Genomic DNA, 26,614 nt, shown 5'->3' with positions numbered 1-26,614 from the left:
GGCCTACCGCCCCTCGCGCGCCCGCGGATAGCTACCCAGCAGCCGCACCCATTTGCTGTGGTACCGCAGCTCGTCGAGCGCGCGGTCGACGCCTAGGTCGCCCGGCTGCCCCTCGATATCGGCGAAGAACTCCGACGCGGTGAAGCTGCCGCCGCGCTGGTAGCTTTCCAGCTTGGTCATGTTGACGCCGTTGGTGGCGAAGCCGCCCAGCGCCTTGAACAGCGCGGCGGGCACGTTCTTCACCGCGAACACCAGGCTGGTCATCGCCGGGCCTTCGACCCGCGCCGCCGGGGCCTCGCGTGCCAGGATCACGAATCGCGTCGTATTGTGCGCAGCATCGGCGATGTCGCTCGCCAGCACGTCGAGGCCGTACAGCTCGGCCGCGCCCGGCGGGGCGAGCGCGGCGAGCGTCGGGTCGCCGGTTTCCGCCACCAGCGCCGCGGCGCCGGCGGTGTCGGCGTACGCGACCGGCGCGATGCCCCGTTCGGCGAGCCAGCGGCGGCACTGGCCGAGCGCCTGCTCGTGGCTGGTCGCCTGGGTGATCCGGTCGAGCGTGCCGATGCCCATCAGCGTGTGGCGGATCGGCAGAAAATGCTCGCCGACGATCGTCAGCCCCGATTCGGGCAGCAGGAAATGCATGTCGGCGACGCGGCCGTGGAGCGAATTCTCGATCGGGATGATGGCGCAGCCCGCGCGGCCGCTCTGCACCGCGTCGATCGCATCGGCGAAGCTGAAGCACGGGAGCGGCAGGCTTTCGGGCAGCGCCTGACCGGCCGCGACGTGCGAATTCGCGCCGGGCGCGCCTTGGTAGGCGACGGCGCGTTCGGGCGCGGCGCGGGCCGCTTCGGTCATGCGAGCGACCAGTTCTCGCGCCGGTCCGGCATAGCTTTGCATGGGGGCAGGCGATTAGTTGCGCGAAGTCAACGACGCAAGCGCGGCTTGCGACGCATGGGCCAGCCGACGTACAGCGTGACAATCTTCCCTTTTTGCGAGAAATCGGCAGCGGCATGGACAATCGGATCAACACGATCGCTGGCTGGACTTTGGCGGGTCTGGCTGCTGCGCTGGGGCTGACCGTCGTCAGCGGCATGATCTTCGAGGGCGGCCGCCCCGAAAAGATGGGCTATCCGATCGAAGGCGTCGAAGGCGAAGGCGCGGGCGGTGCGGCGGCGGTGCCGTTCGCGACGCTGCTCGCCTCGGCCGATCCCGCGAAGGGCGCAGAGGTGTTCAAGAAGTGCGCCGCCTGCCACACCGTCAACCAGGGCGGCGCCAACGGCATCGGCCCGAACCTGTGGGGCGTCGTCGGCAAGCCGCACGGCCATCTGGCGGGCTTCGCCTATTCGGACGCGCTGAAGTCGGTGCCGGGCAACTGGGATTTCGACGCGCTCGACGCCTGGCTGACCTCGCCGCGCAAATACGCGCCGGGCACCAAGATGACCTTCGCCGGCCTCGGCAACGCGGAGGATCGCGCCAACGTCGTCGCCTATCTGAACGCGCAGGGTTCCAACCTGCCGCTGCCGGCCGCGCCGGCACCCGACGCCCCCACCGAGGCGGAGACCAACGTCGCCGAAGGCGCGCCGACCGCGGATATCGCGAACGCCGCCACCCCGGCATCGGGCGCCCCGTCGGTCGACCCCGCCGCCGCCGAACAGGCCGCCGAGAAGGGCGACTGACGACCCCGCGGTTCGGGAAGAAGCGATCGCCCTTTTTTCAGCGTGTTCCCCGGCGGAGGCCGGGGCCCAGTTGCGGCGCGGGCTGAGGCGAAAACCACGGCCTTCCCACCTGGGCCCCGGCCTCCGCCGGGGAACGATGCTCGTTCAGACAGACGCTCGACGGGCCGCGCGCTTCAATAGTTCGGCCAGAGCCCCGGCGTGGCGAGTTCGAGCACGTGCCCGTCGGGATCGTCGAAATAGAGGCTGCGCCCGCCGCGCGGCCACGCCACCTCGCTGCGGAGCGGCACGCCCTGCGCCGCGAGGTGCGCGCGCCACGCATCCTCGCTACCGACCGGAATCGCGAAAGCCATATGGACCGGGCCGCTGCCGTCGTGGCCGGGGATGACGCCGCCGCTGCCGGGCATGTCCTCTAGCGAGGCGCCGGCGAGGAACAGCAGCAGCACCCCCGAGCGGCCTGCATCGAACGCGGTCAGCCGATCGCCCTCGATCATCGGGCGCAGCTGCAGAACCTCGCGAAAGAACCGCGCCGAGCGCGGCATGTCGGCGACGTAGAGCGCGGTTTCGAGCAGGCCGGAGACGGGCGGCACCTCCGGCATCGCGTCAGACGCCCTCTTCGCGCAGTGGGCGGGTGAGCAGCGCCTCGACCACACGGCCGACATCGGCGCCGGCAAGCAGCCGGCACACGCCCTCGGTCACCGGCATGTCGACCCCGGCGGCGGCAGCGGCCTGGGCCAACACCGGCGCGGTATGCGCACCCTCGGCAACGGTGCGACGATCGGCGAGCATTTCCTGGGCCGGACGGCCCTGGCCCAGCCCCACGCCCAGCGAATAGTTGCGCGAGCTGGTCGACGAGCAGGTCAGCACCAGGTCGCCCAGCCCCGACAGCCCCGACAGCGTCTCAGCGCGGGCGCCGCGCGCCAGGCCGAAGCGGGTCATTTCCGCGAAGCCGCGCGCGATCACCGCGGCGCGCGCGTTCTGGCCGAGTCCGGCACCCTCGACCACGCCGCACGCGATCGCCAGCACGTTCTTCACCGCGCCGCCGATCTCGGCGCCGACGACGTCGGTCGAGACATAGGGCCTGAGCGTCGGCTGGGCGATCCGGCCCGCCAGCCGGTGTGCGAGCGCGGGGTCCTCCGCCGCCAGCGTCACCGCGGTCGGCAATCCGGCCGCGACCTCGTGCGCGAACGTCGGCCCCGACAGCACCGCGACCGGCGATCCGTCGACCACCTCGCGCGCCACCTCGTGCAGGAACTTGAGGCTGCCCGCCTCGATCCCCTTGGAACACAGGATCAGCGGCTGGCCGTGGCACGGCAGCTCGGCGAGCACCGCGCGCATATGCTGCGCCGGCGTCACCACCAGCACCGCCTCCGCCTCCGCCACCCAGCACGCGTCGTCGGTGGCGACGATCCGGTCGGAGAGCGGGCGCCCCGGCAGGAACACCGGGTTCTGGTGGGTGGTGTTGATCGCCTCGATCACCTCCGCCTCGCGCACCCACAGCCGGACGTCGCCGCCACCACTGGCGAGCACCTGCGCAAGTGCGGTGCCCCAGGCCCCGCCACCGAGAACGCCAAGCACGCTCATGCCTTCACCCCCGCCCCGCGCACGCGTTCGCCTTCGGGATCCAATGGCCAGCGCGCGCGGGCGGGCACGTCGAGCGGATCGGTCAGCCCGGCGGCAAAGCGCTCGGCACCGGCCCAGGCGATCATCGCGGCATTGTCCGTGCACAGCCACAGCGGCGGCGCGACGAAGCGCAGGTCGTGCTCGGCCGCGAGCGTTTCGAGCGCGCTGCGCACCGCGCGATTGGCGGCGACGCCGCCTGCCACCACCAGCGCGGTCGGCGGGGCGATCCCCCCCAGCGCGCGGCGGGTGCGGTCGACCAGGCAGTCGACCACCGCCTGCTGGAAGGACGCGGCGATATCGGGCGTGGCGTGGATGCCGGCGTCGCGCGCGCGCAGCACCGCGCTCTTCAATCCGGCGAAGGAGAAATGCGGCTCGCCCGAGCCGACCAGCGGCCGCGGCAACGGCACCGACCGCGGGTCGCCCTCGGCCGCCGCCCGCTCGACCGCGGGGCCGCCGGGGAAGCCGAGTCCCAGCAGCTTGGCGGTCTTGTCGAACGCCTCGCCCGCCGCATCGTCGATGGTGGTGGCGAGCCGGCGATAGGCCCCCACCCCCTCGACCAGCAGCAGTTGGCAGTGGCCGCCCGACACCAGCAGCAACAGATAGGGAAATTTCAGGCCCGGATCGGCGAGCCGGGGACTGAGCGCATGCCCTTCAAGATGGTTCACCGCGACCAGCGGCTTGCCCGCCGACAGCGCCAGCGCCTTGCCGGTGACCAGCCCGACCATCACCCCGCCGATGAGGCCCGGCCCGGCCGTCGCGGCGATCGCGTCGACCTCGGCCAGCGTTACCCCGGCGTCGGCGAGCGCCGTCTCGACCAGCGGCCCCAGCACCTCGACATGCGCGCGCGCGGCGATTTCGGGCACCACCCCGCCGAACGGGGCGTGGTGCGCCTCCTGCCCGGCGAGCTTGTGCGCGACGATGGTGCGGTCGCCGCGGACCAGGGCGGCAGCGGTCTCGTCGCAGCTCGATTCGAGCCCGAGGATCAGGGGGGCGGACATGGCGCCCCTCCTACCCGCTCGCACCGGCCTTGTCGAAGGGGCGAAGACGCCGCGCTTGTCGAAGCGCGGCGGCTTGCCTAGGCCGAGGGGCATGGACACCGCCCCACTTTTCAAACTCGGTTCGCGCGGGTCGCCGCTGGCGCTGGCGCAGGCGCACATGACCCGCGACGCGCTCGCCGCGGCGCACGGCTGGGCGCCCGAGCGCATCGAGATCGTCACCATCCGCACCACCGGCGATCGGGTGCAGGACCGCGCGCTCGCCGAGATAGGCGGCAAGGCGCTGTGGACCAAGGAGCTCGACCGCGCACTTCTGGACGGCGAGATCGACGCCGCGGTGCATTCGATGAAGGACGTCGAGACGATCCGCCCGACGCGGATCGCCATCGCCGCGATGCTGCCCCGCGCCGACGTTCGCGATCGCCTCGTCGGCGCCGCCTCGCTCGCCGAGCTGCCGCCAGGTGCCGTCGTCGGCACCAGCTCGCCGCGCCGCGCCGCACAGGTGCTGCGCCATCGGCCCGACGCGAAGATCGTGCTGTTCCGCGGCAACGTCGCCACCCGGCTGGCCAAGCTGGCGAGCGGCGAGGCCGATGCGACGCTGCTCGCCGCGGCCGGGCTGACGCGCCTCGGCCGCGACGACGTCGGCACGCCCGTGCCGCTGGAGCTGATGCTGCCGGCGGCGTCGCAGGGTGCGGTCGGCATCGAGGTTCGCGCGGAGGACGCCGACGCCCGCCAACGCGTCGGCGCGATTGCCCATGCCGACACCTGCGCGGCCGTGTCGGCCGAACGCGGGCTGCTCGAGGCGCTGGGCGCCGACTGCCACTCGGCGGTCGCGGCACATGCCACCGTCGCGGGTACCCGGCTGACGCTGCGCGCCGAGCTCTATGCGCAGGACGGCAGCGCCCATGTCGCCGGATCGATCGAGGGTCCGGTCGGCGACCTCGCGCTCGCGCCGGCACTGGCCGCGGACCTGCTCGCGCGCGCGCCCGACAGCGTGCGGCGGCTGTTCGCGGGCGAATGAGCCGGGCGCTCGCGGTGCTCCGCCCCGAGCCGGGGGCGAGCGCAACGATCGCGCGGATCGAGACAGCCGGTCATCGGGCGCTGCGGCTGCCGTTGTTCCACGTGGAGCGTCGCCCGTGGCCGGAGATCGACCCGGCCGACCACGATGCCCTGGTGCTGACCAGCGCCAACGCGCTGCGCTGCGCGGGCGCGAAGCTCTCCACGCTGCTCGCGCTGCCAGTCTGGGCGGTGGGAAAGGCGACCGCCCGTGCCGCTACGGCCGCGGGTTGTCGCGTGGTCGCGATCGGCGATGCGGGTGCCGAGGCGCTGCTCGATCGCGCGGCGCAGGCCGGGGTGGGCCGCGCGCTGTGGCTGGGCGGCGAGGCGCTGCGGCTCGACCACCATCGCGCGGTACGGCGGATCGTCCGCGTCTATGCCAGCGTCCCCGCACCGCTCCAGCCGCAGGCGGTGCAGGCGCTCGCCGGCAGCGTCGCGCTGGTCCATTCCCCCCGCGCCGCCGCCACGTTGCGCGCCGCGCTCGACGCACACCGCATCCCGCCCGCCGCGCTGCGCCTCGCCGCGATCAGCCCCGCCGCTGCGGCAGCCGCGGGCGACGGCTGGGATCGCATCGCCGTCGCTCCCTCCCCCAGCGACACCGCGCTGGTGGCGACGGCGATCGGGCTCGCCGATTGACCGCGCCCGCCGGCACAGGGATAAGGGCGGCATGACGATGGAAACGGCGTCCGCCGACCCGGCGCCGCGCAGCCGGCGCGGAAATACCATGTTGTGGGTCGCGCTCGTCGCCTTTGTCCTCGGACTGGCGGCGATGGCCGGGCTCCTGCATCGCTTCGGCGACCGGATCGGCTGGGGACCGGCGCGCAACACGACGACGGTGCGGACGGTCGCGGTCCCGGCGACGGCGCTCGCCCCGCCCCCCGCCCAACGCCCGCCCGACCTGGCGACGATCTCGCAGCGCGAAACCGTGCTCGCCGCGCACATCGCCGAGCTCGAGGCGCGGCTCGCCAACGTCGATTCCAGCTCGCGCGTCGCCTCGGGCTTCGCGACCCGCGCCGAAGGGCTGCTGATCGCCTTTGCGGCGCGGCGCGCGCTCGATCGCGGGTTGGGGCTCGGCTATGTCGAGGACCAGCTGCGCCTGCGCTTCGACACCGCCGAGCCCGAGGCCGTCGCGACGGTAATCGCGGCCGCGCGCCAGCCGGTGACGCTGGAGGATCTGCGGCTCGCGCTGGATACGATCGCGCCCAAGCTGTCCGGCGGCGGTCCGCAGGAGAGCTGGTGGGGCGGGCTTCGCCGCGAGCTCTCGCAGCTGGTGATCGTCCGCCAGGATTCGAGCCCCAGCATGCTGCCCGCCGACCGGCTCGCCCGTGCGCGCCGCCGGCTCGACGCCGGGCAGGTCGAGGGCGCGCTCGCCGAGGTGGCGCGCATGCCCGGTGCCGCCGACGCGCAGAGCTGGATGGATGCGGCGCGCCGCTACATCGCCGCGCGCCAGGCGCTCAACGCGATCGAGACGGTGGCGATCCAGGGCGGCGGGGCGCTGCCGCCGCCGCCGATGCCGGTCGCTCCCGCAGCCGCGCCGCTGCCGGAGGGCGATGCCGGTGCGGATGCAGGCGCTCCAACGGAAGCCCCACAGGACGAACAGGCCGGCACCAACCAGACCGGCGCATGAGAAGAGGATAGCCGATGGCCGGGATGGCGCGGTTCGACTGGCAGGACCCGTTCGCGCTCGACGCGCAGCTGACCGACGAGGAGCGGTTGGTCCGCGACACCGCGCAGGGCTATGCGCAGGACAAGCTGCTGCCGCGCGTTACCCAGGCCTATCTGAACGAAGACTTCGACCGCGAGATTCTCCACGAGATGGGGGAACTCGGCCTGCTCGGGCCGACGATCCCGGCCGAATACGGCGGCGCCGGGCTCGGCTATGTCGCCTATGGACTGGTCGCCCGCGCAGTGGAGGCGGTGGACTCGGGCTATCGCTCGGCGATGAGCGTTCAGTCGAGCCTCGTGATGCACCCGATCCACGCCTATGGATCGGAAGCGCAGCGGCGGAAATACCTGCCCAAGCTGGCGAGCGGCGAATGGGTCGGCTGCTTCGGCCTGACCGAGCCCGACGCGGGCTCCGATCCCGGCGGCATGCGCACCCGCGCCGAGGCGATCGACGGCGGCTATCGCCTTACCGGCACCAAGACCTGGATCACCAACGCGCCGATCGCCGACGTGTTCGTGGTGTGGGCCAAGTCCGACGCGCACGGCGGCAAGATTCGCGGCTTCATCCTGGACAAGGGCACCAAGGGGCTGTCCGCGCCCAAGATCGAGGGCAAGCTGTCGCTGCGCGCCTCGATCACCGGCGAGATCGTGATGGAGGGCGTCGAGGTCGGCGAGGACGCGCTGCTGCCGGAGGTCGAAGGGCTGAAGGGTCCGTTCGGGTGCCTCAACCGCGCGCGCTACGGCATCGCCTGGGGCACGATGGGCGCGGCGGAAGCGTGCTTCGCGGCGGCGCGCGGCTACACGCTCGACCGCCAGCAGTTCGGCGTGCCGCTCGCCTCCAAGCAGCTGGTGCAGATCAAGCTCGCCGACATGGAAACCGAGATCGCGCTGGGGTTGCAGGCGGCGCTGCGCTGCGGCCGCATGTTCGACGACGGCACGCTCGCGCCCGAGGCGATCTCGATCGTTAAGCGCAACAACTGCGGCAAGGCGCTGGCGATCGCCCGCGTCGCGCGCGACATGCACGGCGGCAACGGCATTTCGGCCGAATTCCACGTGCTGCGCCACGCCATCAACCTCGAAACGGTCAACACCTATGAGGGGACGCACGACGTCCACGGGCTGATCCTGGGCCGCGCGATCACCGGCATTCCCGCGTTCTGACGGAGCGGCAGCTTGAGGAGCGGATGACGATGCCCCCCCGCCCCTTCGACGTGCTCCTGCGCAGGCAGGAGCCCAGGGTTCCGAACACCGCCGCTGCTGGCTCTGCCTGGCCCAGTGTTCCCGCCTTCGCGGGAACACTGGGGGATGTATCGTGAAACCCCTTGCCGGCATCCGCGTGGTCGAGCTCGCGCGCATCCTCGCCGGGCCGTGGTGCGGGCAGCTGCTCGCCGACCTGGGCGCCGAGGTGGTGAAGGTCGAGCGGCCGGGCGGAGGCGACGACACGCGCCATTGGGGTCCGCCCTTCCTCCACGACGCCGAGGGGAAGCCGCGCGACGCCGCCTATTTCCACGCCACCAACCGCGGCAAGCGCAGCGTCGCGATCGACATCGCCACGCCCGCGGGCCAGGCGGCGGTCCGCGCGCTCGTCGCCGACGCCGACGTCGTCATCGAGAATTACAAGGTCGGTGCGCTCGCCCGCTACGGCCTCGACCATGCCAGCCTGTCCGCCGTGCGGCCGGGGCTGGTCACCTGCTCGATCACTGGATTCGGCCAGACCGGACCCTATGCCGGACGCGCCGGCTACGACGCGATCATCCAGGGGATGGGCGGGTTCATGTCGCTGACCGGCGCCCCGGACGGCCCGCCGCAGAAGGCCGGCGTCGCCTATGTCGACCTGTTCACCGGCGTCTATTCGGCGGTGGCGATCCTGGCGGCGCTGCGCCGGCGCGACGAAACCGGGGCCGGCGCGCACATCGACATGGCGCTGCTCGACACGCAGGTGGCGGTGCTCGCCAACCAGGCGATGAACTTTCTGGCGAGCGGCGCCGCGCCCGGGCGGATGGGCAACGGCCACCCCAACCTCGTTCCCTACCAGCCGTTTGAGACCGCCGACGGCGCGCTGATCGTCGCGGTCGGCAACGACGCGCAGTTCCGCCGGCTGTGCGAGGTGGTCGGGCTCGCCGTCGACCCGGACTTCGCCACGAACGCCGGGCGCGTCGCCGGGCGAGTGCGGCTGCTGCCGATGCTGGCGGCAGCGATCCGCCGCTGGCGCAAGGCGGCGCTCTACGAGGCGCTGGAGGCCGCCGGGATTCCCGCCGGCCCGATCAACAGCGTCGCGGAGACCTTCGCCGACCCGCAGGTCGTCGCGCGCGGGATGCGGATCGATCCCGGCGGCATTCCCGGCGTCGCGAGCCCGATCGTGATCGACGGCGAACGCATGGCCGCGGACACGCCGAGCCCGAAGCGCAGCGGGTAGCGAGTTACCCGTCATGCTGACGGAAGTCAGCATCTAGACACGCGACTTCCGCGACTCTTGACCGGTGCGTCAATGGATCCTGACTTCCGTCAGGATGACGAAGAAGGCGGGGTTTAGCCCCTCCTCTCCATTCGTCTCGAATGGGTTCGCGCTTGCCGAAAGCCCGTATCGAAAGGGCTACCCAACCCGCACCAGCTCCTGCGCGAACCGCCGCTGGCGTTCGACATAGCCGTCCGCTGACGCGCGCAACCCCGCGAGCGCCTTCTCGTCGAGGCTGCGCACCACCCGCGCCGGGCTGCCGACGATCAGGCTTCCGGGCGGGAACACCTTGCCTTCGGTCACCAGCGCCCCTGCCCCCACCAGCGATCCGGCGCCGATCACCGCACCGTTGAGCACGGTCGCACCCATGCCGATCAGCGCGCCGTCCTCGACCGTGCAGCCATGAAGGATGGCGTGGTGCCCCACCGTCACCCCTGCGCCCACCGTCAGCGGGCTGCCGACGTCGGAGTGGAGCATCGCGCCGTCCTGGATGTTGGTGCGATCGCCGCCCCGGATCGGCGTGTTGTCGGCGCGGATCACCGCCCCGAACCAGATGCTCGCGTCGCGTCCCAGCCGCACGTCGCCGATCAGATCGGCCGAAGGCGCGACCCAGGCCGAACCGTCCGCCGGCAGCTGCGGCGCCACCCCGTCGAGCGCGTAGAGCGGCATCAGCGTCGCTCCTGCTTGGCGCGGGCGCGATAGGCGTGGAGCAGCGGCTCGGTATAGCCGTTGGGCTGGTCCACCCCCTCGAACACCAGCGCGCGCGCCGCCTGGAACGCCAGGCTCTCCGCCTCGCGTTCCGCCATCGGCCGGTAGTGCGGATCGCCCGCATTCTGCGCGTCGACCTTTGCCGCCATCCGCCGCAGCGACGCCTCCACCTCCTCGCGCGTGACGACGCCGTGCAGCAGCCAGTTGGCGAGGTGCTGCGACGAGATCCGCAGCGTCGCGCGGTCCTCCATCAGCCCCACGTCGGCCAGATCGGGCACCTTCGAACAGCCGACCCCCTGATCGATCCAGCGCACGACATAGCCGAGGATCCCCTGGGCATTGGTGTCAATCTCCGCCCGGATCTCCTCGCGCGACCAGTCTCCTTGCGCGACCGGTACGGTGAGCAGCGCGTCGAGCAACGCCACCGGCTCGTCGGCCTGCGCGGCGTGGCGGGCGAAGACGTCGACGGCGTGATAGTGCGTCGCGTGCAGCGTCGCCGCGGTCGGCGACGGCACCCAGGCGGTGGTGGCGCCGCTTGCGGGATGCGCGCCCTTCTCCGCCAGCATCGCCGCCATGCGGTCGGGCGCCGCCCACATCCCTTTGCCGATCTGCGCGCGCCCGGAAAAGCCGCAGGCGAGCCCGATCTGGACGTTGCGATCTTCATAGGCCCCGATCCACGGCTGCGCCTTCATCGCGCCCTTGCGCACCATCGCGCCTGCCCGCATCGACGTGTGCAGCTCGTCGCCGGTGCGGTCGAGGAAGCCGGTGTTGATGAACACGATGCGGTCCTTCACCGCATGGATGCACGCCGCCAGATTGGCCGAGGTGCGCCGCTCCTCGTCCATCACTCCCAGCTTGATCGTGTTGCGCGCCAGGCCGAGCAGATCCTCCACCGCCGCGAACAGCCGCTCGGTGAAGGCGACTTCCTCCGGCCCGTGCATCTTGGGCTTCACGATGTAGATCGCGCCGGCGCGGCTGTTGCGTAGGGTCCCCAAGCCTTTCAAATCGTGCAGCCCGATCAGGCTGGTGACAATCGCGTCTAGGATTCCTTCTGGCGCTTGCGAGCCGTCGGGCAGCAGCACCGCCGGCGTGGTCATGAGATGGCCGACATTGCGCACGAACAGCAGCGCACGGCCGGGCAGGATGGTCTCGCAGCCGTCGCCGTCGCGGTAGCGGCGGTCCTCGGCCATGCGCCGGGTCACACGCTCGCCGCCCTTGTCGAAGCGCGCCTCCAGCGTTCCCTGCATCAGCCCCAGCCAGTTGGCATAGGCCGCGACCTTGTCCTCGGCATCCACGGCCGCCACCGAATCCTCTAGGTCGACGATGGTGGTGAGTGCCGATTCGAGCAGGATGTCGGCGAGATTGAGCGGATCGTCGCGCCCGATCGGGTGGTCCGCATCGACCACCAGCTCGATGTGCAGCCCGTGGTGGCGGTAGAGCTGCGACTCGCCGCGGCTGCCGACCCATTGCCCTGGGTCGGCGAGCGTCACCGGCCAGCGCGCGTCGCGCCAGCTGCCTTGGGCGAGCGGCAGCGCGCGGTCGAGGAAGTCGCGACCCCAGGCGATCGCCGCCGCGCCGCGCTCCGGATCATAGCCTGGCCCCGCCGGCGTCCCGGGCAGCGCATCGGTGCCGTAGAGCGCATCGTAGAGGCTGCCCCAGCGCGCATTGGCGGCGTTGAGCAGGAAGCGCGCGTTGAGCACCGGCACCACCAGCTGCGGCCCCGCGATCCGCGCCACCTCGTCGTCGACCGCGCCCGGATCGATGGTGAAAGGCGCCGGCGGCGGCACCAGATAGCCGATCGATCCGAGAAAGCCGCGATAGGCCGCCGGGTCGATCGGCGCCGGATGCGCATCGTGCCAGCCGTCGATCGCCTGCTGGAGCGTGTCGCGCCGGGCGAGCAGCGCGCGATTCTCGGGCGCCAGCGCCGCGAAGATCGCGGCCGTTCTCGTCCAGAAGGCATCGGGATCGAGCCCCGTTCCCGGCAGCACCCGCTCCTCGATCAGCTGCGCCAGCGGCGCCGCGACCTGCAGCCCCGCGCGTTCGATCCGGTCGTTCATGCTAGTGCCTCCATGCATCGCTACACCCCTGACGGGGCTCGGGTCCGGGGGAGGCGTTCCCCGCTTGCCGCAACCGCCCCGCCCGACGCAAGCCCGCTCAGCCGAGGCGGGCGATCAGCGCCTGTGCTGCGGCGGGTGCACGGACCTTGGCGCCGTTGATGCAGAAGACGAAGGTCTCGCGCGGCACCCGCGGCGGCGGCGTCGCGTCGACATAGGGCAGCCCCTCGGGCACGCTGCCTGCGGCCCAGGTCTTCGCGGCCTCCGCCCAGCGATCGAGCGCGGCGGGGGCATAGCCCTGCGGCTCGGCTTCCTCGGCCGCCTCCAGCCGCGCATAGACGAAGTCGGCAGTGACGTCGGCGATCGCCGGATAGCGTGCCGAATCGGCGAACACGATCGCCACCCCCGCGTCGCGCGCCAGGGCGACGAACTCGGGCACAGCGAAGCTTTCGTGGCGGACCTGCACCGCATGGCGCAGCGCGATTCCATCGTGCTTGGCTGGCAGCAGCCGCAGGAAGGCGGCGAAATCCTCGGGCTCGAACTTCTTGGTCGCCATGAACTGCCACAGGATCGGACCGAGCTTGTCACCCAGTTCGACGAGCCCCTGATCGAGGAAGCGCTGAACCGATTCGCCCGCCTCGCGCAGCACCTTGCGATTCGTGACGTAGCGCGAGCCTTTCACGGCGAACACGAAGTCCTCCGGCGCCGTCTTGGCCCAGTTGGCGAAGCTCGCCGGCTTCTGGCTGCCGTGGTAGGTGGCGTTGATCTCGATCGCGGTCACCGCACGCGACGCGAATTCCAACTCGCGCTTCTGCGCCAGCCCCTCCGGGTAGAAGGTGCCGCGCCACGGCGGAAAGCTCCAGCCGCCGATCCCGACCCGCACGTCCGTCATGCCGCTCTCCCGTATCGCTTGCGCGCAGCTAGGACGCGGGTGCAGCGGGGTGCAAGTCGATTGATATTGGAGAAGTTTGGTGAGCTCCGTGGCGGAGCCACGTCGTCGGTCGCCGCTGTGCGGCGCCGGCCGATGTCGCCGATGGAAGGATGATCTGGCGTCGCCAAATCATCCCGGCGACTGGAGCGGGCGAAGGGATTCGAACCCTCGACCCCAACCTTGGCAAGGTTGTGCTCTACCCCTGAGCTACGCCCGCTCTCTGGCGTTTCGCCGGTGTGTCCCGGCGAGGTGGCGGGCATTAGCAGCGAGTTTCGGGTCCGGCAAGCGGCTTGTTGCACATTTTCGAAAAGACTTGGCCTGCCGCATCCCAGCGCCCACATAGGCGCCCAACGCACAGCGCAATCGCAACAGGAGCCCGCCTTGGCCACGCTAGGACTGTCCGCCGCCGAGAAGGAGGCCGTGGAAGCCTTCCGCCGCGACGTCGTCGAACCGTCGATGACCAAGCTGGTGATCATCGATTTCTGGGCGGAATGGTGCGGCCCGTGCAAGGCGCTGGCGCCGGTGCTGGAAAAGGTCGCCGCCGCCTATGCCGACAAGGGCGTGGTGCTGGCCAAGGTCGACACCGACAAGAACCAGTTCATCGCCTCGCAATTCCAGGTGCGGTCGATCCCCACCGTCTATGCGATGTTCCAGGGGCAGCTGGTCGCCGACCTGACCCAGGCGCGCACCGAAGGGCAGCTCAAGAGCACGCTCGACCAGATCCTGGCGCAGCTGCCGGTCGAGCCCGGGGCCGCAGACGCCGATCCCGCCGCCGACATCGCGCCGCTGGTGCAGATGGGCGAGGACGTGCTCGCCGGCGGCGATGCCGAGCGCGCGCTGTCCATCTTCGACCAGGTCGCCGAGATCGCCCCCGATCACGCCGGTGTCGCCGTCGGCCGCGTCCGCGCGCTGATGCTGCTCGGCCGCGACGAGGACGCCGAGGCGGCGATCGCGGCGCTGCCGCCCGAAGCCGCGAAGAATCCGGACATCGAACGCGCCCGCGCCTCGCTAGCGCTGGCGCGCGAGGCGCAGCCGGTCGACGATCTCGCTGGCCTCGCTGCCGAGGTTGCGGCCAACCCGGACGATCTCGACGCGCGCTTCCGCCTTGCGGGCGGGCAGATGGCGACAGGCGACCGCGATGCGGCCGCGGCGACGCTGCTGTCGATCGTCGCCGCCGATCGCGAGTGGAACGACGGCGCCGCACGCCAGCAGCTGCTCAAGCTGTTCGAAGCGGTCGGGCTGGAAGATCCGTGGGTGTCGGCCCAGCGCCGCAAGCTCTCCGCCGTCCTGTTCGGCTGACCGCATGGCGAGCCGCGTCTCGATCTTTCCGCTGTCGGGCGCGCTGCTGTTTCCGGGCATGCACCTGCCGCTGCACGTTTTCGAGCCGCGCTACCGGGCGATGGTGTCGGACGCACTCGCCCGCGACCGCCGGATCGGCATGATCCAGCCGCGCGGGGAAGGCGATCGTCCGGCGCTGTTCGGCATGGGCTGCATCGGCCAGATCATCGACGTCGAGGCGCTGCCCGACGGCCGCTACGACATCGTGCTGGAAGGGTTGGCCCGTTTCCGGGTGCTGCGCGAGCTCGACGTGGCGACGCCGTTTCGCCAGGTCGAGGCCGAGCTGCTCGAGAACGCGCCCGCCGCGACGCTCGCGATGGCGGAACGCGCGTCGCTGGAGATGGAATCGCGGCGCTTCGCCGAGGTGCAGGGCTATTCGGTCGACTGGGAGTCGGTCGCGCGGCTCGACGACGAGACGCTGGTCAACGGCGTCGCGCAGATCGCGCCGTTCGATCCGGCCTCCAAACAGGCGCTGCTGGAGGCGGAGACATTGTCGGCCCGCGCCGAGCTGATCGTACAGCTGATGCAGTTCTTCAGCCGGCACGGCGACGAGGAAGGAGGCACGCTGCAATGACCCGACCGATCGATCTCTGGCTGCTGTCGATCCTGGTGTGCCCGGTGACCCGCACCCCGCTACGCTGGGACGAGGCCGCGCAGGAGTTGGTGTCGGAGGCGGCGGGGCTCGCCTATCCCGTGCGCGACGGCGTGCCGGTGATGCTGGTCGAGGAAGCGCGCCGGCTCAACGCATGAGCGATCTCGCGCTGAGCGGCGTATGGCTCGGCATCTTCAACTATCCCGAGGACCTGCCCGCCGCGAGCTTTCGCGCGACGGTCACCGATTCGGACGGGCGGCTGGGCGGCACGATCGAGGAGATCGACACGATCGAGGTCGTCGGCCGGCACCTTCGTGCCGCGATCGACGGGACGCGCGACGGGCGCTCGGTACGGTTCACCAAATTCTACGCGCCGGCGAGCGACTCCTACGACATCGTCGAATATCGCGGCCAGGTGAATGCCGAGGGCGATGAGATCGTCGGCGAATGGCAGGTGCCCGGCGCCTGGAACGGCAGCTTCATCATGACCCGCCCTCGCGCCGCGGGGGTCGAGGCGGAGCGGCAGGACGTGGCGGAGCGCTAGCGTCGCGAGGACGCTATCCGTGCTCCTGCCTGCGCAGGAGCACGGCGTTTTACGCCAGTTCGCCCTGGAGCAGCTTGGGCAGCTGGCCGGTCTCGCCGCGCGCCTCGGCCATGAAGCGCGCCTTGAGCGGCGGGATCCGGTCGACCGCAGAGAGGCCGAACCGGCGCACCGCGCTGGCGGTCTTGCCGGGGATGCCGAACAGCCGGGTGAGCCCGTCGGTCGCGGTCGCCACCGCCAGCGTGTCGAGCCCGCGCCAGCGGCCGTAGCGCTTGAGCAGGTGCGGGTCGCCCAGGTCCATGCCGAGCCGCTTGCCCTCGACGAGCACCTCGACCAGCGCCGCGACGTCGCGCAGCCCCAGGTTGAGCCCCTGGCCGGCAATCGGGTGGATGCCGTGGGCCGAATCGCCGACCAGCGCGAGCCGGTCCGCGGTGATCGTCGCGGCATGGTGGAAGCCGAGCGGGTAGCTCGACCGCGTCGACAAGGGCCCGAGCTCGCCCAGGAAGCCGCCCATCCGCTTCGACGCCTCGGCCAGCCAGCCGCGGTCGGACAGCTTGAGCAGCCCCGGCGCATCCTTGGCATCGACCGTCCAGACGATCGCCGAGCGATGGCCGTTGGCATCGTCGTTCATCGGCAGGATCGCGAAGGGCCCTGCCGGATAGAAGATTTCGTAGGCGACGTTTTCGTGGGGGTGCTCGTGGTTGAGCGTCGCGATCATCGCGACATGATCGTAGCGCCAGCGCGCGATGCGGATCCGCGCGGCCTCGCGCGTCGGCGAGTTGCGCCCTTCGGCGGCGATCAGCAGCGGCGCGGTCAGCGTGTCGCCCTTGTCCGTCACCACCGTCACGCCGTTCGGGCCGCGATCGACGGACACCGCGCGGGTGCGCATCCGCAGGTCGACGGTCGGCGCCTCCTCCGCCGCTTCGAGCAGTGCACGGCGAATCGCCTTGTTCTCGTACATGACGCCCAGCGGTGGCGCGTCGGCCTCCGGCACGAAGTCCAGCCCGCCCGGCGCCAGTCCGTCGGTGGCGCGGATCGCGCGGATCGGGCAGCCTTGTCCGGCCAGCCGGTCGACGATGCCCAACGCCTCGAACATGCGATGGCTGGCGCTCGCGATCGCGGATGCCCGCCCGTCGAAGCCGGGCGCGAGGGTCACCGCCGGGTCGGCGGGATCGATCACGATCGTGCTGAGGCCGTGGGCGGCGAGCGCGACGGCGAGCGTGCTGCCCACCAGTCCGCCGCCGAGGATGAGGACGTCCGCTTGCTGCATGGCCGCCGGTGTAGTGCGGAACGGCGCCCGCGCAAAGGGCTGGACCGAATGCCTTCGCCTTGACGGCGGAGTCGGCGCGCGCGATGCATCCGCTTGCATTTTTCGAAGTTTTTAAGCGGGAAGAAGGTCATGGCCAGCCAGGCGCAACCGATGGTGTGGCGCGACGCGATGCGCGCGGGGGCGGTACGCAGCGGCGCGATGCTGGGCGCGGTGGCGCTGTTCCTGCTGATGCTGCTGCTGGCGGTGGCGCTGATCACCTATCATCCGGGCGATCCGTCGCTGAACACCGCCGCGGGCGCCATGATCGACAACCGGCTGGGCGCGCCCGGCGCCTATGTCGCCGACCTGCTGCTGGCGGTGTTCGGGGTCGCGGTGGGGCTGTTGCTGCCGCTCGGGCTCGTCTTCGCGGTGCGGCTGTGGCGCGACGTGCCGGTCGGCCGCTGGGGCGCGATGCTGCGCGACTGCACGATCGGCGTCGCGCTGATGGGGACCGCGCTGTCCTTCGTGTCCCACGAGGCGGTGACGACGCTGCCGGGCGGCTGGGGCGGTATCGTCGGCTGGTCGCTCGCGTCGCTCCTCCAGGGGTTGATCCGGATGATTCCCGATGCCGTCGCCGTGCTGTGGACCCAGCGCGTCGTCGGCGCACTGGTCGGCATCGCCGGCGTGGTGCTGTGGGGTCGCGGCATGACGATCTCCCTGCCGGCGGGCGGCCTGCGGCTGCCGCGCCGCGCCGGGTCGGCGGACGGTATCGACGACGAAGAGGATCTCCTCGATGCGGCGCCGGTGCCGGGCAACCGCCGCGTCGCGATCGATCCCGACGACGCCGACGACCTGCCGTTCGACCCCAAGCCGCGCAAGCTCGCCGAGCCCGAGCGCCGTCCGCCGCCGACGATCGAGGATCGCAGCGCGCCGCCGTCCCCCGCGAACCAGCCCAAGCCGGCGCAGCAGTCGCTCGACCTGCGCGACAATTTCGACCTGCCGACGCTCGACCTGCTCGCGCCGCCGCCCCCCAACAGCGGTCCGTCGGTCGACAAGGCGGCGCTGGAGCGCAACGCGCGCCTCCTCGAAAGCGTGCTCGACGACTTCAACGTCAAGGGTGCGATCGTGAAGGTCTCGCCCGGCCCCGTCGTCACCATGTACGAGCTGGAGCCCGCCCCCGGCATCAAGGCGAGCCGAGTCATCCAGCTTGCCGACGACATCGCCCGCAACATGTCGGCGATCTCCGCGCGCGTCGCGACCATCCCCGGCCGCACCGTGATCGGCATCGAGCTGCCCAACCAGCGGCGCGAGACGGTGAACCTGCACGAGCTGATGGCGAGCCAGAGCTTCGCCGACCAGAATGCGCAGCTGCCGATCGTGCTGGGCAAGAACATCGCCGGCGATCCGGTCGTCGCAGACCTGGCGCCGATGCCGCACCTGCTGGTCGCCGGCACCACCGGTTCGGGCAAGTCGGTGGGCCTGAATTGCATGATCCTGTCGCTGCTCTACCGGCTGACGCCGAATCAGTGCCGCATGATCATGATCGACCCGAAGATGCTGGAACTCAGCATGTACAAGGGCATCCCCCACCTGCTCGCCGACGTGGTGACCGATCCGCCCAAGGCGGTGCGCGCCCTCAAATGGGCGGTGGAGACGATGGAGGACCGCTATCGCATGATGGCGTCGGTCAACGTCCGCTCGCTGGGCTCGTTCAACGAAAAGGTCCGCGCTGCCAAGGCTAAGGGCCAGAAGCTCGGCCGCAAGGTGCAGACCGGCTACCACCCCGAGACCGGCCAGCCGGTATACGAGGAGGAGACTCTCGACCTGCAGCCGCTGCCGCAGATCGTCGTGATCGTCGACGAGCTCGCCGACCTGATGATGACCGCCGGCAAGGAAGTGGAATTCCTGATCCAGCGGCTGGCGCAAAAGGCGCGCGCCGCCGGCATCCACCTCATCATGGCGACGCAGCGCCCGTCGGTCGACGTCATCACCGGCGTCATCAAGGCGAACTTGCCGACCCGAATCTCCTTCCACGTCACGTCCAAGATCGATTCGCGTACCATCCTGGGCGAACAGGGCGCCGAGCAGCTGCTGGGCCGCGGCGACATGCTCTACATGCCCGGCGGCAAGCAGCTGGCGCGCGTCCACGGCCCGTTCGTGTCCGACGACGAGGTGCAGTCGGTCGCCGACTTCTGGCGCGCGCAGGGCGAGCCCGATTACATCGACGCGGTCACCAACGATCCCGGCGAGGACGGCGGCTTCAGCCTGGACGGCGCGCCGACCGGCGACGACAGCCCCGAGGACCAGCTCTACCGCAAGGCGTGCCAGCTGGTCGCCGAGAGCCAGAAGGCGTCGACGTCCTGGCTCCAGCGCCAGCTGCGCGTCGGCTACAACTCGGCGGCGCGGCTCATCGAGCGGATGGAGAAGGACGGGCTCGTCTCGCGCCCCGACCATGTCGGCCGCCGCGAAGTGCTGATGGATCCCGACGGGCGGCCGCTGAGCTGAACGGCACGGCAGCGCGGCCTCGGCTGAACGCCGGGAAACCGCCGGGTTCACGACGCGTTCAATCCGCCCCGCCTATCCCGTTGCGATGATCTGGAGACGCCCCATTCGCCTTCTCGCCCCCGCCGCCGCGATCGCGCTTGCGGCTCCCGTCGCGCTGCACGCGCAGGCGCCCGTCACGCTCGCCACGGTGCAGCAGCACCTGGCGCAGACCAATACGATGACGGCCGACTTCACCCAGACCGATCGCACCGGCAAGGTGCTGACCGGCAAGCTGACGCTCAAGAAGCCGGGCCGGATCCGCTTCCAGTACGAGAAGGGCGTGCCGATCCTGGTCGTATCGGACGGCAAGTCTTTGTATTTCCTGGACTATCAAGTCGGACAGAAGCAGCGTTGGCCGATCGGCAACTCGCCGCTGGGCATCCTGCTCGATCCCTCGAAAGATGCGTCGCGCTACGCCCGCGTGCTGCCGGAGGGCGACCCTCGCGTGGTCAGCGTCGAGGCCTATGATCCCAAGCATCCCGAATATGGCCGGATCACGCTCATCTTCGCGCGCAACGCCTCGGCACCGGCCGGACTGATGCTGCAGGGCTGGGTGGCGTTGGACGCGCAGAACAACCGCACGACGATCCGCCTGTCGAACCAGCGGTTCAACGTGTCGGTCGCCGACAACGCCTTCCGCTTCAACGAACCGCGGCGGACGCAGAACCGGCGCTGAGTACGGCAGGGAAGCGGCACCGTCCGCTTCCCGCGTGCCTTGCCGCACGCTGCGCGACGCCAACGCTCTATCGCGGTGCAATATGTTCCGCGGCAATGCGGCGAAAGGTTACCTGAACAGTTTCTGCTCGCCCCATTCATTCTGGCGACAGGATCGCCGCTCTAGAGACGGTGTTGCGGAGTTGGGGCGCGTCCGGGATTTTCCCCCCTGTTGCCCGGGTTCTCAATTCCTGCCTGCGTGACGAACGCTAGGTCGGCCCTCGTTCCATGCCCCCGGAACGAGGGCCTTTCCATATCCGCGATGCTGCCGGCGATGGTCTGGCGCCGCCCCCCGCCCCTCGCTACATCGCCAGCGATGCCTAGTCTCTCCGTCGCTTCGTGGAACATCAACTCGGTCCGGTTCCGGATGGAAATCGTCGAACGGTTCCTGCGCGAAATCGCCCCCGACGTCTTGTGTCTCCAGGAGACCAAGGTGGTGAACGAGGACTTCCCGCACGCGCCGCTGCGCGCGCTCGGCTATACCCACATCGCCATCAACGGCCAGCGCATGCACCACGGCGTCGCGATCCTCAGCAAAGTGCCGCTGGCGGAAGACGACCGGCTCGACTGGCAGGCGAATGGCGAGGCGCGCCACATCGGCGTGCGGCTGGAAAACGGCCTTAGGATCGAGAACGTCTACATTCCCGCCGGCGGCGACGTGCCCGATCGCGAGGTGAACCCCAAGTTCGGGCAGAAGCTGGACTTCCTCGAGCGCATGACGCGCTGGTCGGAAGGATTGTCGGACATCCCGATGCTGCTGGTCGGCGACTTCAACGTCGCCCCGCTCGAAAGCGACGTGTGGAGCCACAAGGCGCTGCTCGACGTGGTCAGCCACACGCCCGTCGAGGTCGAGGCGCTGGCGCGGCTGCAGGCGGCGAACGACTGGGTCGATCTCGGCCGCCACTTCGCACCGGCACCCGAGCGGCTGTTCACCTGGTGGAGCTATCGCGCAAAGGACTGGGCGGCGTCGGACCGCGGCCGCCGGCTCGACCATATGTGGGCGAGCCGCGACGTCGCGGCGAAGGCGACCCGCCACTCGGTGTTCGAACATTGCCGCAGCTGGCTCAAACCCTCCGACCATATCCCGATCCTGACCGAGTTCGACCTGTGACCGGCCCGCGTGCGGTCGCCCGCGCCATCGATGCGCTGCGCCGCGGCTGGCCGATCACCATCGCCGGTGCCGAGGCCGCGCTGACTCTGCTCGCGGTCGAGACGGCGGACCCGCTGCGATTGGCGGCGTTCGATGCCGAGGAAGCCGCGGCGGTGCTGCTGTCGGCCGGGCGGGCGGCGACACTCAAGCTCGCCAACCAGCGCGACGCGGCGGTGCCCGATGCGCCGATGCTGGTCGAGCGCGCGCCGTGGCTCGATTTCGCCGCCGCCACCGCGCTCGGCGATCCGCAGCTCGATCTCGCGACGCCGCTCAAGGGCCCGTATCGCGCCGTGCCGCTTTCGGCGCCCGATGCGGCCGCCGCCGCGCTGCGCCTCGCGCGGCTCGCCGGCGTACTCCCCGCCTTCTTCGTCCGCGAAGGAGACGGCGGCGCCGCCGAGTCGATCACACCGGCCGACGTCGATGCGCACGAGGACCCGGCCCGGCTGGCGATCGCGACGCGCGCGCGCCTGCCGGTGGCGGGTGCGGAAACCGCCGAGATCGTCGCCTTCCGCACCCCGGAATCACCGGGCGAGCACATCGCGCTGCTGATCGGCGCCCCCAACGGCCGCCCGCCGCTGGTGCGGCTCCACAGCGAGTGTCTTACCGGCGACGCGCTGGGCAGCCTCAAATGCGACTGCGGGCCGCAGCTCGACGCCGCGATCGCCGCGATTGCGGAGAGTGGCTGGGGAATCCTGCTCTATCTGCGCCAGGAAGGCCGCGGCATCGGGCTGGTCAACAAGCTGCGCGCCTATGCGCTGCAGGACCAGGGATTCGACACGGTCGATGCGAACACCCGTCTGGGTTTTGCGATCGACGCGCGCGATTTCCGCACCGCAGGGAGGATGCTCGACCTGCTCGGCCAGCGCGCTATCCGGCTGCTGACCAACAATCCCGCCAAGGTCGCGGCGCTGGAGGCGGCCGGCGTGACCATCGTCGAGCGCGTACGCCACGCGCTGCCGCCCAATCCGCACAACGAGCGCTATCTCGCGACCAAGCGCGACCGCACCGGGCACCAACTCTAGGCGCTCGTAAACCACCCCACCTTGCTCGTCATGCCAGCGGAGGCTGGCATCCATTCACGCTACGCCGGCGATCGTGCGCGCTGCGGCACTGGATCCTGGCTTCCGTGAGGATGACAGTGCCTAAATCACGTCTCCGCTCAGCCGCTGACACACCATGTCGAGCTGATCGAGCGTCGAATAGCTGATCGTCAGCGTTCCGCCCTTGTCGCCATGCGCGATGCGGACGTTGAGGCCGAGCGCATCCCCCAGCTGCTGTTCGAGCGCGAGAATGTCGGCGTCGCTGCTGGACGCCCCGCCCCCGCTACGACCGCTGCGTCCTCCCTGCCCGGCGCCGACCGGCTGCGGCTTGGTGTCGCGTACCAGCCGCTCGGTGTCGCGCACCGACAGTCCTTTGGCGACGACGCGCTCGGCCGCCGCTTCCGGATCGGGTGCGCCCAGGATCGCCCGGGCGTGGCCCATGCTGATCTGCTGGGTGACGACCATCTGCTGCACTCCGCCGGGCAGGTCGAGCAGCCGCAGCAGGTTGGCGATGTGACTGCGCGACTTGTGCACCAGCTTGGCAAGCGCGTCCTGGGTATGGCCGAACTCGTCGATCAGCTTGCGATAGGCGTCCGCCTCTTCGATCGCATTGAGGTCCTGGCGCTGGATGTTCTCCACCAGCGCGATTTCCATGGTCTCGGCGTCGTCGAGGTCGCGGACCAGCACCGGCACCTCGTGCAGCCGCGCCCGCTGCGCCGCCCGCCACCGACGTTCGCCGGCGACGATCTGATATTCCTTGCCGTGCGGCCGGACGACGATCGGCTGGATCAGACCGCGTGCCGCGATCGAAGCGGCGAGGTCGTCGAGTGCCGCTTCGTCGAAGTGGCGGCGCGGCTGTCCCGGATGCGGCGCCATCGCGGTGACCGGCAGCAGCCGTACGCCGCTGGGCTGGCGCTCGCTGCCGGAGACCGGCGCCTCCCGCGCGCTGTCGCCCAGCAGCGAACTCAGACCTCGGCCGAGACCGGGGCGCGGCTTGCGCGCAGGAGCGGGCGTATCGGTCATGCGGCCTCCGCAAGCTGGGGCAGGCGTCCGATCACTTCGCGTGCCAGGGCGATATAGGCTTCGGACCCGGCGCAGCGATGGTCGTAGATCAGCGCCGGCATTCCGTGGCTGGGGGCTTCCGACAGCCGAACGTTACGCGGGATCACCGTGTCGAACACCACCCGCCCGAGCACGGAGCGGACATCGTCCGCCACCTGGTCGGTCAGGCGATTGCGGCGATCGTACATGGTCAGCACCACGCCAAGGATCGACAAGCCCGGATTGAAGCGGCCGCGGATCTGCTCGACGGTGGTGAGCAGCTGGCTGAGCCCCTCCAGCGCGAAGAACTCGCATTGCAGCGGCACCAGCAGCGCATGTGCGGCGACCATCGCGTTGATGGTGAGCAGCCCCAGCGACGGCGGACAGTCGACCAGAATCACGTCCCAGCGATCGCCATCCCGTTGGATCGCGCGGTCCAGGCGATGGGTGCGCGCGTCGAATTCGATCAGCTCGATCTCGGCTCCCGACAGGTCGACGGTGGCCGGAACGATGTCGAGCCGCGGCACCTGGGTCGGAATCGCGGCTTCCTGCAACGTCGTATCGCCGAGCAGCAGGTCGTAGGTCGAGCGCTCGCGATCGTTGCGGCCTATGCCCAGTCCGGTGGAGGCGTTACCTTGCGGATCGAGATCGAGCAGCAGCACGCGCAGCCCGGTCGCCGCGAGCGCCGTGCCGACGTTGATCGCCGTCGTCGTCTTTCCGACGCCGCCCTTCTGGTTGGCGATGGTGATGCAGATCATGCTGGGGCAATCCCGCGTGCGACCACGATGAGCGATTCCGGATCGGTGAGGCTGTGTTCCACGTGAAACACACCCTGCCATGAACCGGTTAAGGCTTCCACCTCGGATCGTGCAGATCGGCCCTTTGGCAGCAGCCAGAGCGTGTCTCGGGTGGCGAGATGACCGGCGCCCGCGAACAGGGCCGGCAGCGCCGCCACCGCGCGGGCACTGACAATCGCCGCGGGCGCCGTGCTGCGGACGGTCTCCACCCGCTTCTGCTCCACCGTGACATTGCGCAGTCCGAGCGCGTCGGCGGCGGCACGCAGGAAGCTTGCCCGCTTCTGGCGCGGCTCGACCAGGATCGTCGGCGCGTCGCGCAGGATCGCTACGACCATGCCCGGGAATCCGCCGCCGGTGCCGATGTCGATCCAACTCCCGGTACGATTGTCGGCCAGCTCGACCAGTTGTCCGGAGTCGAGCGCATGCCGAAACCAAAGGTGCGGCAACGTCGATGCTGCGACGACATTCTGCTGGGCACTCTCCTTGCGGACGAGGTCAAGAAAGCGCTCAACCCGCTCGACGCGCTGCGCGTCGTAGCGATCGGCGAACCAGCCCCGGGCTTCGTCTTCGGTCATGCCGCCGCCTTTCGGGCATGGACCAGCACCGCGGCAAGCGCCGCCGGGGTAACGCCGCGGACGCGCGACGCCGCGCCGAGCGTGGTCGGTCGGGCGCTGCTGAGCCGCTGCACCATTTCAGCAGAAAGACCCGGCACCGCCGCATAGGCGAAGTCTTCGGCCAAACGGATGTGATCGTTGGCACGCATCTCGGCGAGCTCGAGCTGCTGTCGCTCGATATAGGGTGCGTAGCGCGCGTCCTCGACCGCCTCGGCGAGCAGCGCCGGGTCGATCGTTTCGGAAGCGTCGGGCAGCAACTGGTCCAACGCGACACCGGGGAAGCGCAGCCATTCCCGGACGCTGCGCACCGCCCCGTCCTGTGCGACCTGACCGCCACGTGCCGCAACTGTGGTGACGGACAGCCGCATGTCGAACCGCTGGTTGAGATCGGCGCGTGCCTGCGCGCGCGCAGCATTCCACGCTTGGCGTTCCTTGCCCAACAGTCCGGCCGCGTCGGCGATCGCGGTCAGCCGAGTCTGCGCGTTGTCGGCGCGCAACGTCAGCCGGTACTCCGCGCGGGCGGTGAGCATGCGGTACGGCTCGCTCACCCCTTGCAGCACGAGGTCGTCGACCATCACGCCGAGGTAGCTGGAGGCGCGATCGAGGATCAGCGGCGCGACGTCGCAGGCGTGGGCGGCGGCGTTGGCGCCAGCGACCAGCCCCTGCCCCGCCGCCTCCTCATAGCCCGTCGTCCCGTTGATCTGGCCGGCGCAGAACAGCCCCGGAATCGCGCCGAGCGCCAGCCGCGGATCGAGCGCGCGCGGATCGATATGGTCGTACTCCACCGCATAGCCGGGGGTGACGATCCGCGTCCGCTCCAAGCCGGGGATGCTGCGGATCATCGCGTCCTGCACGTCGACCGGCAGCGAGGTGGAGATGCCGTTCGGGTAGACCAGCGGCGTGTCGAGCCCCTCCGGCTCCAGGAAGATCTGGTGCCCGTCGCGGTCGCCGAAGCGATGGACCTTATCCTCGATCGACGGGCAATAGCGCGGTCCTGGCGCACCGATCGCGCCGCTGAACAGCGGCGACCGATCCAGCCCCCCGCGAATGATCGCGTGGGTCGCTTCGGTCGTTCGGGTCACCGCGCAAAACAGCTGCGGCAGCCCCCGGCCTTCACTCATCGGCGACATGGTCCACGGGTCGCTGTCGGACGGCTGCTCGTCGAGCGCCGCCCAGTCGATCGTCCGGCCGTCGAGCCGCGGCGGCGTCCCGGTCTTGAGTCGCGCCATCGGCAGCCCGAGTTCGCGCAGCTGTACACCCATCGCCGTCGCCGCGCGCTCGCCAACCCGGCCGCCCTCTTCCCGGTCCTCGCCACGGAAGATGCGGCCGCCGAGGAAGGTGCCGGTCGCCAGCACAACCGCACGCGCATCGAGTCGCGTTCCGTCTGCGAGCAGCAAACCGGCGACCGAGCCCTGTTCCACCAGCAGCTGCTCGGCCTCGCCCTCGACGAGGGTGAGCCCTGAGTGCGTCCGCAACATCGCCTGGATCGCCGCGGCGTACCGCACGCGATCGGCCTGGACGCGCGGCCCCTGCACCGCAGCTCCCTTGCTGCGGTTGAGCATGCGATAGTGGATCGCGGCTGCATCGGCGGCGCGTGCGATCAGCCCGTCGAACGCATCTACTTCGCGGACGATATGGCCCTTCCCCAGCCCGCCAATGGCGGGATTGCACGACATCGCTCCGAGCTTGGCAAGATCGAAGCTCAGCAGAGCGGTACGCGCACCACGGCGCGCGGCCGCAGCGGCGGCTTCGGTGCCGGCGTGGCCGCCGCCGACCACGATCACATCGAAGAAGGACATAGGTTGGCGCTACTCCGCTACCGCCAGCCCGTCAAAGC

The 26,614-nt window shown here is 70.6% G+C and carries 26 protein-coding genes and 1 tRNA gene; 14 read left to right on the top strand and 13 right to left on the bottom strand.

Going from position 1 to position 26,614, the window contains the following annotated elements; all coding sequences use genetic code 11:
- Positions 1–3: 3 nt before the first annotated feature.
- The gene (locus ACBY01_RS09480) at positions 4–894 is read right to left on the bottom strand and encodes a prephenate dehydratase (RefSeq protein ID WP_416460565.1); all 891 of its coding nucleotides are present in this window, start codon (positions 892–894) and stop codon (positions 4–6) included.
- Between the two features lie 113 nt (positions 895–1,007).
- On the opposite strand from ACBY01_RS09480, the gene ACBY01_RS09475 reads away from it, so the two are divergent.
- On the top strand, positions 1,008–1,673 hold the full coding sequence (locus tag ACBY01_RS09475) for a c-type cytochrome (RefSeq protein ID WP_416460564.1): 666 nt from the start codon (positions 1,008–1,010) through the stop codon (positions 1,671–1,673).
- A gap of 173 nt (positions 1,674–1,846) precedes the next feature.
- Here ACBY01_RS09475 and ACBY01_RS09470 read toward each other — a convergent pair whose 3' ends face one another.
- Genes ACBY01_RS09470 through tsaD form a run of 3 tightly spaced genes read right to left on the bottom strand, consistent with a single transcriptional unit; the run spans position 1,847 to position 4,291 of the window.
- A complete protein-coding gene (locus tag ACBY01_RS09470; RefSeq protein WP_416460563.1) occupies positions 1,847–2,269 on the bottom strand; it encodes a VOC family protein in 423 nt (140 codons plus the stop codon).
- Between the two features lie 4 nt (positions 2,270–2,273).
- Positions 2,274–3,254, bottom strand: a complete 981-nt coding sequence (locus tag ACBY01_RS09465; protein WP_416460562.1) for an NAD(P)H-dependent glycerol-3-phosphate dehydrogenase — start codon at positions 3,252–3,254, stop codon at positions 2,274–2,276.
- Positions 3,251–4,291: a tRNA (adenosine(37)-N6)-threonylcarbamoyltransferase complex transferase subunit TsaD gene (tsaD, locus tag ACBY01_RS09460; protein WP_416460561.1), complete on the bottom strand. Its 1,041-nt coding sequence runs from the start codon at positions 4,289–4,291 to the stop codon at positions 3,251–3,253. The genes ACBY01_RS09465 and tsaD overlap by 4 nt, the downstream gene beginning before the upstream one ends.
- Positions 4,292–4,382: 91 nt before the next feature.
- On the opposite strand from tsaD, the gene hemC reads away from it, so the two are divergent.
- The 5 genes from hemC to ACBY01_RS09435 all read left to right on the top strand — a co-directional run bounded on the left by hemC (position 4,383) and on the right by ACBY01_RS09435 (position 9,425).
- Complete coding sequence (gene hemC / locus ACBY01_RS09455; RefSeq protein ID WP_416460560.1) at positions 4,383–5,309, top strand: hydroxymethylbilane synthase; 927 nt, start codon at positions 4,383–4,385, stop codon at positions 5,307–5,309.
- Complete coding sequence (locus ACBY01_RS09450) at positions 5,306–5,980, top strand: uroporphyrinogen-III synthase (protein ID WP_416460559.1); 675 nt, start codon at positions 5,306–5,308, stop codon at positions 5,978–5,980. Before hemC ends, ACBY01_RS09450 begins: the two co-directional genes overlap by 4 nt.
- A 31-nt stretch (positions 5,981–6,011) precedes the next feature.
- On the top strand, positions 6,012–6,971 hold the full coding sequence (locus ACBY01_RS09445; RefSeq protein WP_416460558.1) for a hypothetical protein: 960 nt from the start codon (positions 6,012–6,014) through the stop codon (positions 6,969–6,971).
- Between the two features lie 14 nt (positions 6,972–6,985).
- Positions 6,986–8,170 (top strand): acyl-CoA dehydrogenase, encoded by a 1,185-nt coding sequence (locus ACBY01_RS09440; RefSeq protein WP_416460557.1) that lies wholly within the window; start codon positions 6,986–6,988, stop codon positions 8,168–8,170.
- A gap of 151 nt (positions 8,171–8,321) precedes the next feature.
- Entirely contained in the window at positions 8,322–9,425 is a 1,104-nt protein-coding gene (locus tag ACBY01_RS09435) for a CaiB/BaiF CoA transferase family protein (protein WP_416460556.1), read from the top strand.
- Between the two features lie 177 nt (positions 9,426–9,602).
- Here ACBY01_RS09435 and ACBY01_RS09430 read toward each other — a convergent pair whose 3' ends face one another.
- The 4 genes from ACBY01_RS09430 to ACBY01_RS09415 form a co-directional block, all read right to left on the bottom strand.
- The gene (locus ACBY01_RS09430) at positions 9,603–10,133 is read right to left on the bottom strand and encodes a gamma carbonic anhydrase family protein (protein WP_416460555.1); all 531 of its coding nucleotides are present in this window, start codon (positions 10,131–10,133) and stop codon (positions 9,603–9,605) included.
- Positions 10,133–12,229 (bottom strand): malate synthase G, encoded by a 2,097-nt coding sequence (locus tag ACBY01_RS09425; protein WP_416460554.1) that lies wholly within the window; start codon positions 12,227–12,229, stop codon positions 10,133–10,135. The genes ACBY01_RS09430 and ACBY01_RS09425 overlap by 1 nt, the downstream gene beginning before the upstream one ends.
- Positions 12,230–12,326: 97 nt before the next feature.
- The gene (locus tag ACBY01_RS09420) at positions 12,327–13,118 is read right to left on the bottom strand and encodes a DUF72 domain-containing protein (RefSeq protein ID WP_416460553.1); all 792 of its coding nucleotides are present in this window, start codon (positions 13,116–13,118) and stop codon (positions 12,327–12,329) included.
- 181 nt (positions 13,119–13,299) lie between these two features.
- Positions 13,300–13,374: transfer RNA gene (locus ACBY01_RS09415), tRNA-Gly, on the bottom strand.
- Between the two features lie 179 nt (positions 13,375–13,553).
- Between ACBY01_RS09415 and ACBY01_RS09410 the strand changes: the two genes are divergently transcribed.
- Genes ACBY01_RS09410 through ACBY01_RS09395 form a run of 4 tightly spaced genes read left to right on the top strand, consistent with a single transcriptional unit; the run spans position 13,554 to position 15,631 of the window.
- Positions 13,554–14,456 (top strand): tetratricopeptide repeat protein, encoded by a 903-nt coding sequence (locus tag ACBY01_RS09410; RefSeq protein WP_416460586.1) that lies wholly within the window; start codon positions 13,554–13,556, stop codon positions 14,454–14,456.
- A 4-nt stretch (positions 14,457–14,460) separates the two neighbouring features.
- Positions 14,461–15,069: an LON peptidase substrate-binding domain-containing protein gene (locus ACBY01_RS09405; protein ID WP_416460552.1), complete on the top strand. Its 609-nt coding sequence runs from the start codon at positions 14,461–14,463 to the stop codon at positions 15,067–15,069.
- Entirely contained in the window at positions 15,066–15,245 is a 180-nt protein-coding gene (locus ACBY01_RS09400; protein WP_416460551.1) for a Trm112 family protein, read from the top strand. The genes ACBY01_RS09405 and ACBY01_RS09400 overlap by 4 nt, the downstream gene beginning before the upstream one ends.
- Positions 15,242–15,631 carry a hypothetical protein gene (locus ACBY01_RS09395; protein WP_416460550.1) on the top strand — a complete coding sequence of 130 codons (390 nt, stop codon included), beginning with the start codon at positions 15,242–15,244 and terminating at the stop codon, positions 15,629–15,631. The genes ACBY01_RS09400 and ACBY01_RS09395 overlap by 4 nt, the downstream gene beginning before the upstream one ends.
- A 49-nt stretch (positions 15,632–15,680) precedes the next feature.
- Here the strand turns inward: ACBY01_RS09395 and ACBY01_RS09390 are convergent, their stop codons facing one another.
- On the bottom strand, positions 15,681–16,898 hold the full coding sequence (locus ACBY01_RS09390) for a UbiH/UbiF/VisC/COQ6 family ubiquinone biosynthesis hydroxylase (RefSeq protein WP_416460549.1): 1,218 nt from the start codon (positions 16,896–16,898) through the stop codon (positions 15,681–15,683).
- Positions 16,899–17,027: 129 nt separating this feature from the next.
- Here ACBY01_RS09390 and ACBY01_RS09385 point away from each other — a divergent pair, with 129 nt between their 5' ends.
- From ACBY01_RS09385 to ribA, 4 genes are all read left to right on the top strand, one after another.
- On the top strand, positions 17,028–19,382 hold the full coding sequence (locus tag ACBY01_RS09385; protein WP_416460548.1) for an FtsK/SpoIIIE family DNA translocase: 2,355 nt from the start codon (positions 17,028–17,030) through the stop codon (positions 19,380–19,382).
- A gap of 85 nt (positions 19,383–19,467) precedes the next feature.
- Positions 19,468–20,097 (top strand): LolA family protein, encoded by a 630-nt coding sequence (locus ACBY01_RS09380; protein WP_416460547.1) that lies wholly within the window; start codon positions 19,468–19,470, stop codon positions 20,095–20,097.
- A gap of 354 nt (positions 20,098–20,451) precedes the next feature.
- The gene (locus ACBY01_RS09375; protein ID WP_416460546.1) at positions 20,452–21,246 is read left to right on the top strand and encodes an exodeoxyribonuclease III; all 795 of its coding nucleotides are present in this window, start codon (positions 20,452–20,454) and stop codon (positions 21,244–21,246) included.
- Positions 21,243–22,307: a GTP cyclohydrolase II gene (gene ribA, locus ACBY01_RS09370; RefSeq protein ID WP_416460545.1), complete on the top strand. Its 1,065-nt coding sequence runs from the start codon at positions 21,243–21,245 to the stop codon at positions 22,305–22,307. The genes ACBY01_RS09375 and ribA overlap by 4 nt, the downstream gene beginning before the upstream one ends.
- A gap of 120 nt (positions 22,308–22,427) precedes the next feature.
- Here the strand turns inward: ribA and ACBY01_RS09365 are convergent, their stop codons facing one another.
- Genes ACBY01_RS09365 through mnmG form a run of 4 tightly spaced genes read right to left on the bottom strand, consistent with a single transcriptional unit; the run spans position 22,428 to position 26,576 of the window.
- On the bottom strand, positions 22,428–23,348 hold the full coding sequence (locus ACBY01_RS09365; RefSeq protein WP_416460544.1) for a ParB/RepB/Spo0J family partition protein: 921 nt from the start codon (positions 23,346–23,348) through the stop codon (positions 22,428–22,430).
- Positions 23,345–24,124: a ParA family protein gene (locus tag ACBY01_RS09360; RefSeq protein WP_416460543.1), complete on the bottom strand. Its 780-nt coding sequence runs from the start codon at positions 24,122–24,124 to the stop codon at positions 23,345–23,347. Before ACBY01_RS09360 ends, ACBY01_RS09365 begins: the two co-directional genes overlap by 4 nt.
- Positions 24,121–24,738, bottom strand: a complete 618-nt coding sequence (rsmG, locus tag ACBY01_RS09355) for a 16S rRNA (guanine(527)-N(7))-methyltransferase RsmG (protein ID WP_416460542.1) — start codon at positions 24,736–24,738, stop codon at positions 24,121–24,123. The genes ACBY01_RS09360 and rsmG overlap by 4 nt, the downstream gene beginning before the upstream one ends.
- Positions 24,735–26,576 carry a tRNA uridine-5-carboxymethylaminomethyl(34) synthesis enzyme MnmG gene (mnmG, locus tag ACBY01_RS09350; RefSeq protein ID WP_416460541.1) on the bottom strand — a complete coding sequence of 614 codons (1,842 nt, stop codon included), beginning with the start codon at positions 26,574–26,576 and terminating at the stop codon, positions 24,735–24,737. The genes rsmG and mnmG overlap by 4 nt, the downstream gene beginning before the upstream one ends.
- Between the last annotated feature and the right edge of the window lie 38 nt (positions 26,577–26,614).

Origin of the sequence: Sphingomonas mangrovi (assembly GCF_047975845.1) — a bacterium.
In the GTDB taxonomy this organism is placed as follows: domain Bacteria; phylum Pseudomonadota; class Alphaproteobacteria; order Sphingomonadales; family Sphingomonadaceae; genus Sphingomonas.
Note: the sequence above shows the minus strand (reverse complement) of the source record. Positions and strands in the feature narration are given on the sequence as shown.

What these genes read in the sequence shown, in the direction of transcription:
- rsmG (WP_416460542.1), bottom strand. Translation starts at nt 24,738, where the DNA reads ATGACCGAAGACGAAGCCCGGGGCTGGTTCGCCGATCGCTACGACGCG.
- ACBY01_RS09375 (WP_416460546.1), top strand. Translation starts at nt 20,452, where the DNA reads ATGCCTAGTCTCTCCGTCGCTTCGTGGAACATCAACTCGGTCCGGTTC.
- ACBY01_RS09360 (WP_416460543.1), bottom strand. Translation starts at nt 24,124, where the DNA reads ATGATCTGCATCACCATCGCCAACCAGAAGGGCGGCGTCGGAAAGACG.
- ACBY01_RS09445 (WP_416460558.1), top strand. Translation starts at nt 6,012, where the DNA reads ATGACGATGGAAACGGCGTCCGCCGACCCGGCGCCGCGCAGCCGGCGC.
- ACBY01_RS09470 (WP_416460563.1), bottom strand. Translation starts at nt 2,269, where the DNA reads ATGCCGGAGGTGCCGCCCGTCTCCGGCCTGCTCGAAACCGCGCTCTAC.
- ACBY01_RS09450 (WP_416460559.1), top strand. Translation starts at nt 5,306, where the DNA reads ATGAGCCGGGCGCTCGCGGTGCTCCGCCCCGAGCCGGGGGCGAGCGCA.
- ACBY01_RS09385 (WP_416460548.1), top strand. Translation starts at nt 17,028, where the DNA reads ATGGCCAGCCAGGCGCAACCGATGGTGTGGCGCGACGCGATGCGCGCG.
- ACBY01_RS09405 (WP_416460552.1), top strand. Translation starts at nt 14,461, where the DNA reads ATGGCGAGCCGCGTCTCGATCTTTCCGCTGTCGGGCGCGCTGCTGTTT.
- hemC (WP_416460560.1), top strand. Translation starts at nt 4,383, where the DNA reads ATGGACACCGCCCCACTTTTCAAACTCGGTTCGCGCGGGTCGCCGCTG.
- ACBY01_RS09440 (WP_416460557.1), top strand. Translation starts at nt 6,986, where the DNA reads ATGGCCGGGATGGCGCGGTTCGACTGGCAGGACCCGTTCGCGCTCGAC.
- ACBY01_RS09480 (WP_416460565.1), bottom strand. Translation starts at nt 894, where the DNA reads ATGCAAAGCTATGCCGGACCGGCGCGAGAACTGGTCGCTCGCATGACC.
- ACBY01_RS09430 (WP_416460555.1), bottom strand. Translation starts at nt 10,133, where the DNA reads ATGCCGCTCTACGCGCTCGACGGGGTGGCGCCGCAGCTGCCGGCGGAC.
- ACBY01_RS09380 (WP_416460547.1), top strand. Translation starts at nt 19,468, where the DNA reads ATGATCTGGAGACGCCCCATTCGCCTTCTCGCCCCCGCCGCCGCGATC.
- ACBY01_RS09465 (WP_416460562.1), bottom strand. Translation starts at nt 3,254, where the DNA reads ATGAGCGTGCTTGGCGTTCTCGGTGGCGGGGCCTGGGGCACCGCACTT.
- ACBY01_RS09475 (WP_416460564.1), top strand. Translation starts at nt 1,008, where the DNA reads ATGGACAATCGGATCAACACGATCGCTGGCTGGACTTTGGCGGGTCTG.
- ACBY01_RS09395 (WP_416460550.1), top strand. Translation starts at nt 15,242, where the DNA reads ATGAGCGATCTCGCGCTGAGCGGCGTATGGCTCGGCATCTTCAACTAT.
- ACBY01_RS09420 (WP_416460553.1), bottom strand. Translation starts at nt 13,118, where the DNA reads ATGACGGACGTGCGGGTCGGGATCGGCGGCTGGAGCTTTCCGCCGTGG.
- tsaD (WP_416460561.1), bottom strand. Translation starts at nt 4,291, where the DNA reads ATGTCCGCCCCCCTGATCCTCGGGCTCGAATCGAGCTGCGACGAGACC.
- ACBY01_RS09365 (WP_416460544.1), bottom strand. Translation starts at nt 23,348, where the DNA reads ATGACCGATACGCCCGCTCCTGCGCGCAAGCCGCGCCCCGGTCTCGGC.
- ACBY01_RS09390 (WP_416460549.1), bottom strand. Translation starts at nt 16,898, where the DNA reads ATGCAGCAAGCGGACGTCCTCATCCTCGGCGGCGGACTGGTGGGCAGC.
- ACBY01_RS09425 (WP_416460554.1), bottom strand. Translation starts at nt 12,229, where the DNA reads ATGAACGACCGGATCGAACGCGCGGGGCTGCAGGTCGCGGCGCCGCTG.
- mnmG (WP_416460541.1), bottom strand. Translation starts at nt 26,576, where the DNA reads ATGTCCTTCTTCGATGTGATCGTGGTCGGCGGCGGCCACGCCGGCACC.
- ACBY01_RS09400 (WP_416460551.1), top strand. Translation starts at nt 15,066, where the DNA reads ATGACCCGACCGATCGATCTCTGGCTGCTGTCGATCCTGGTGTGCCCG.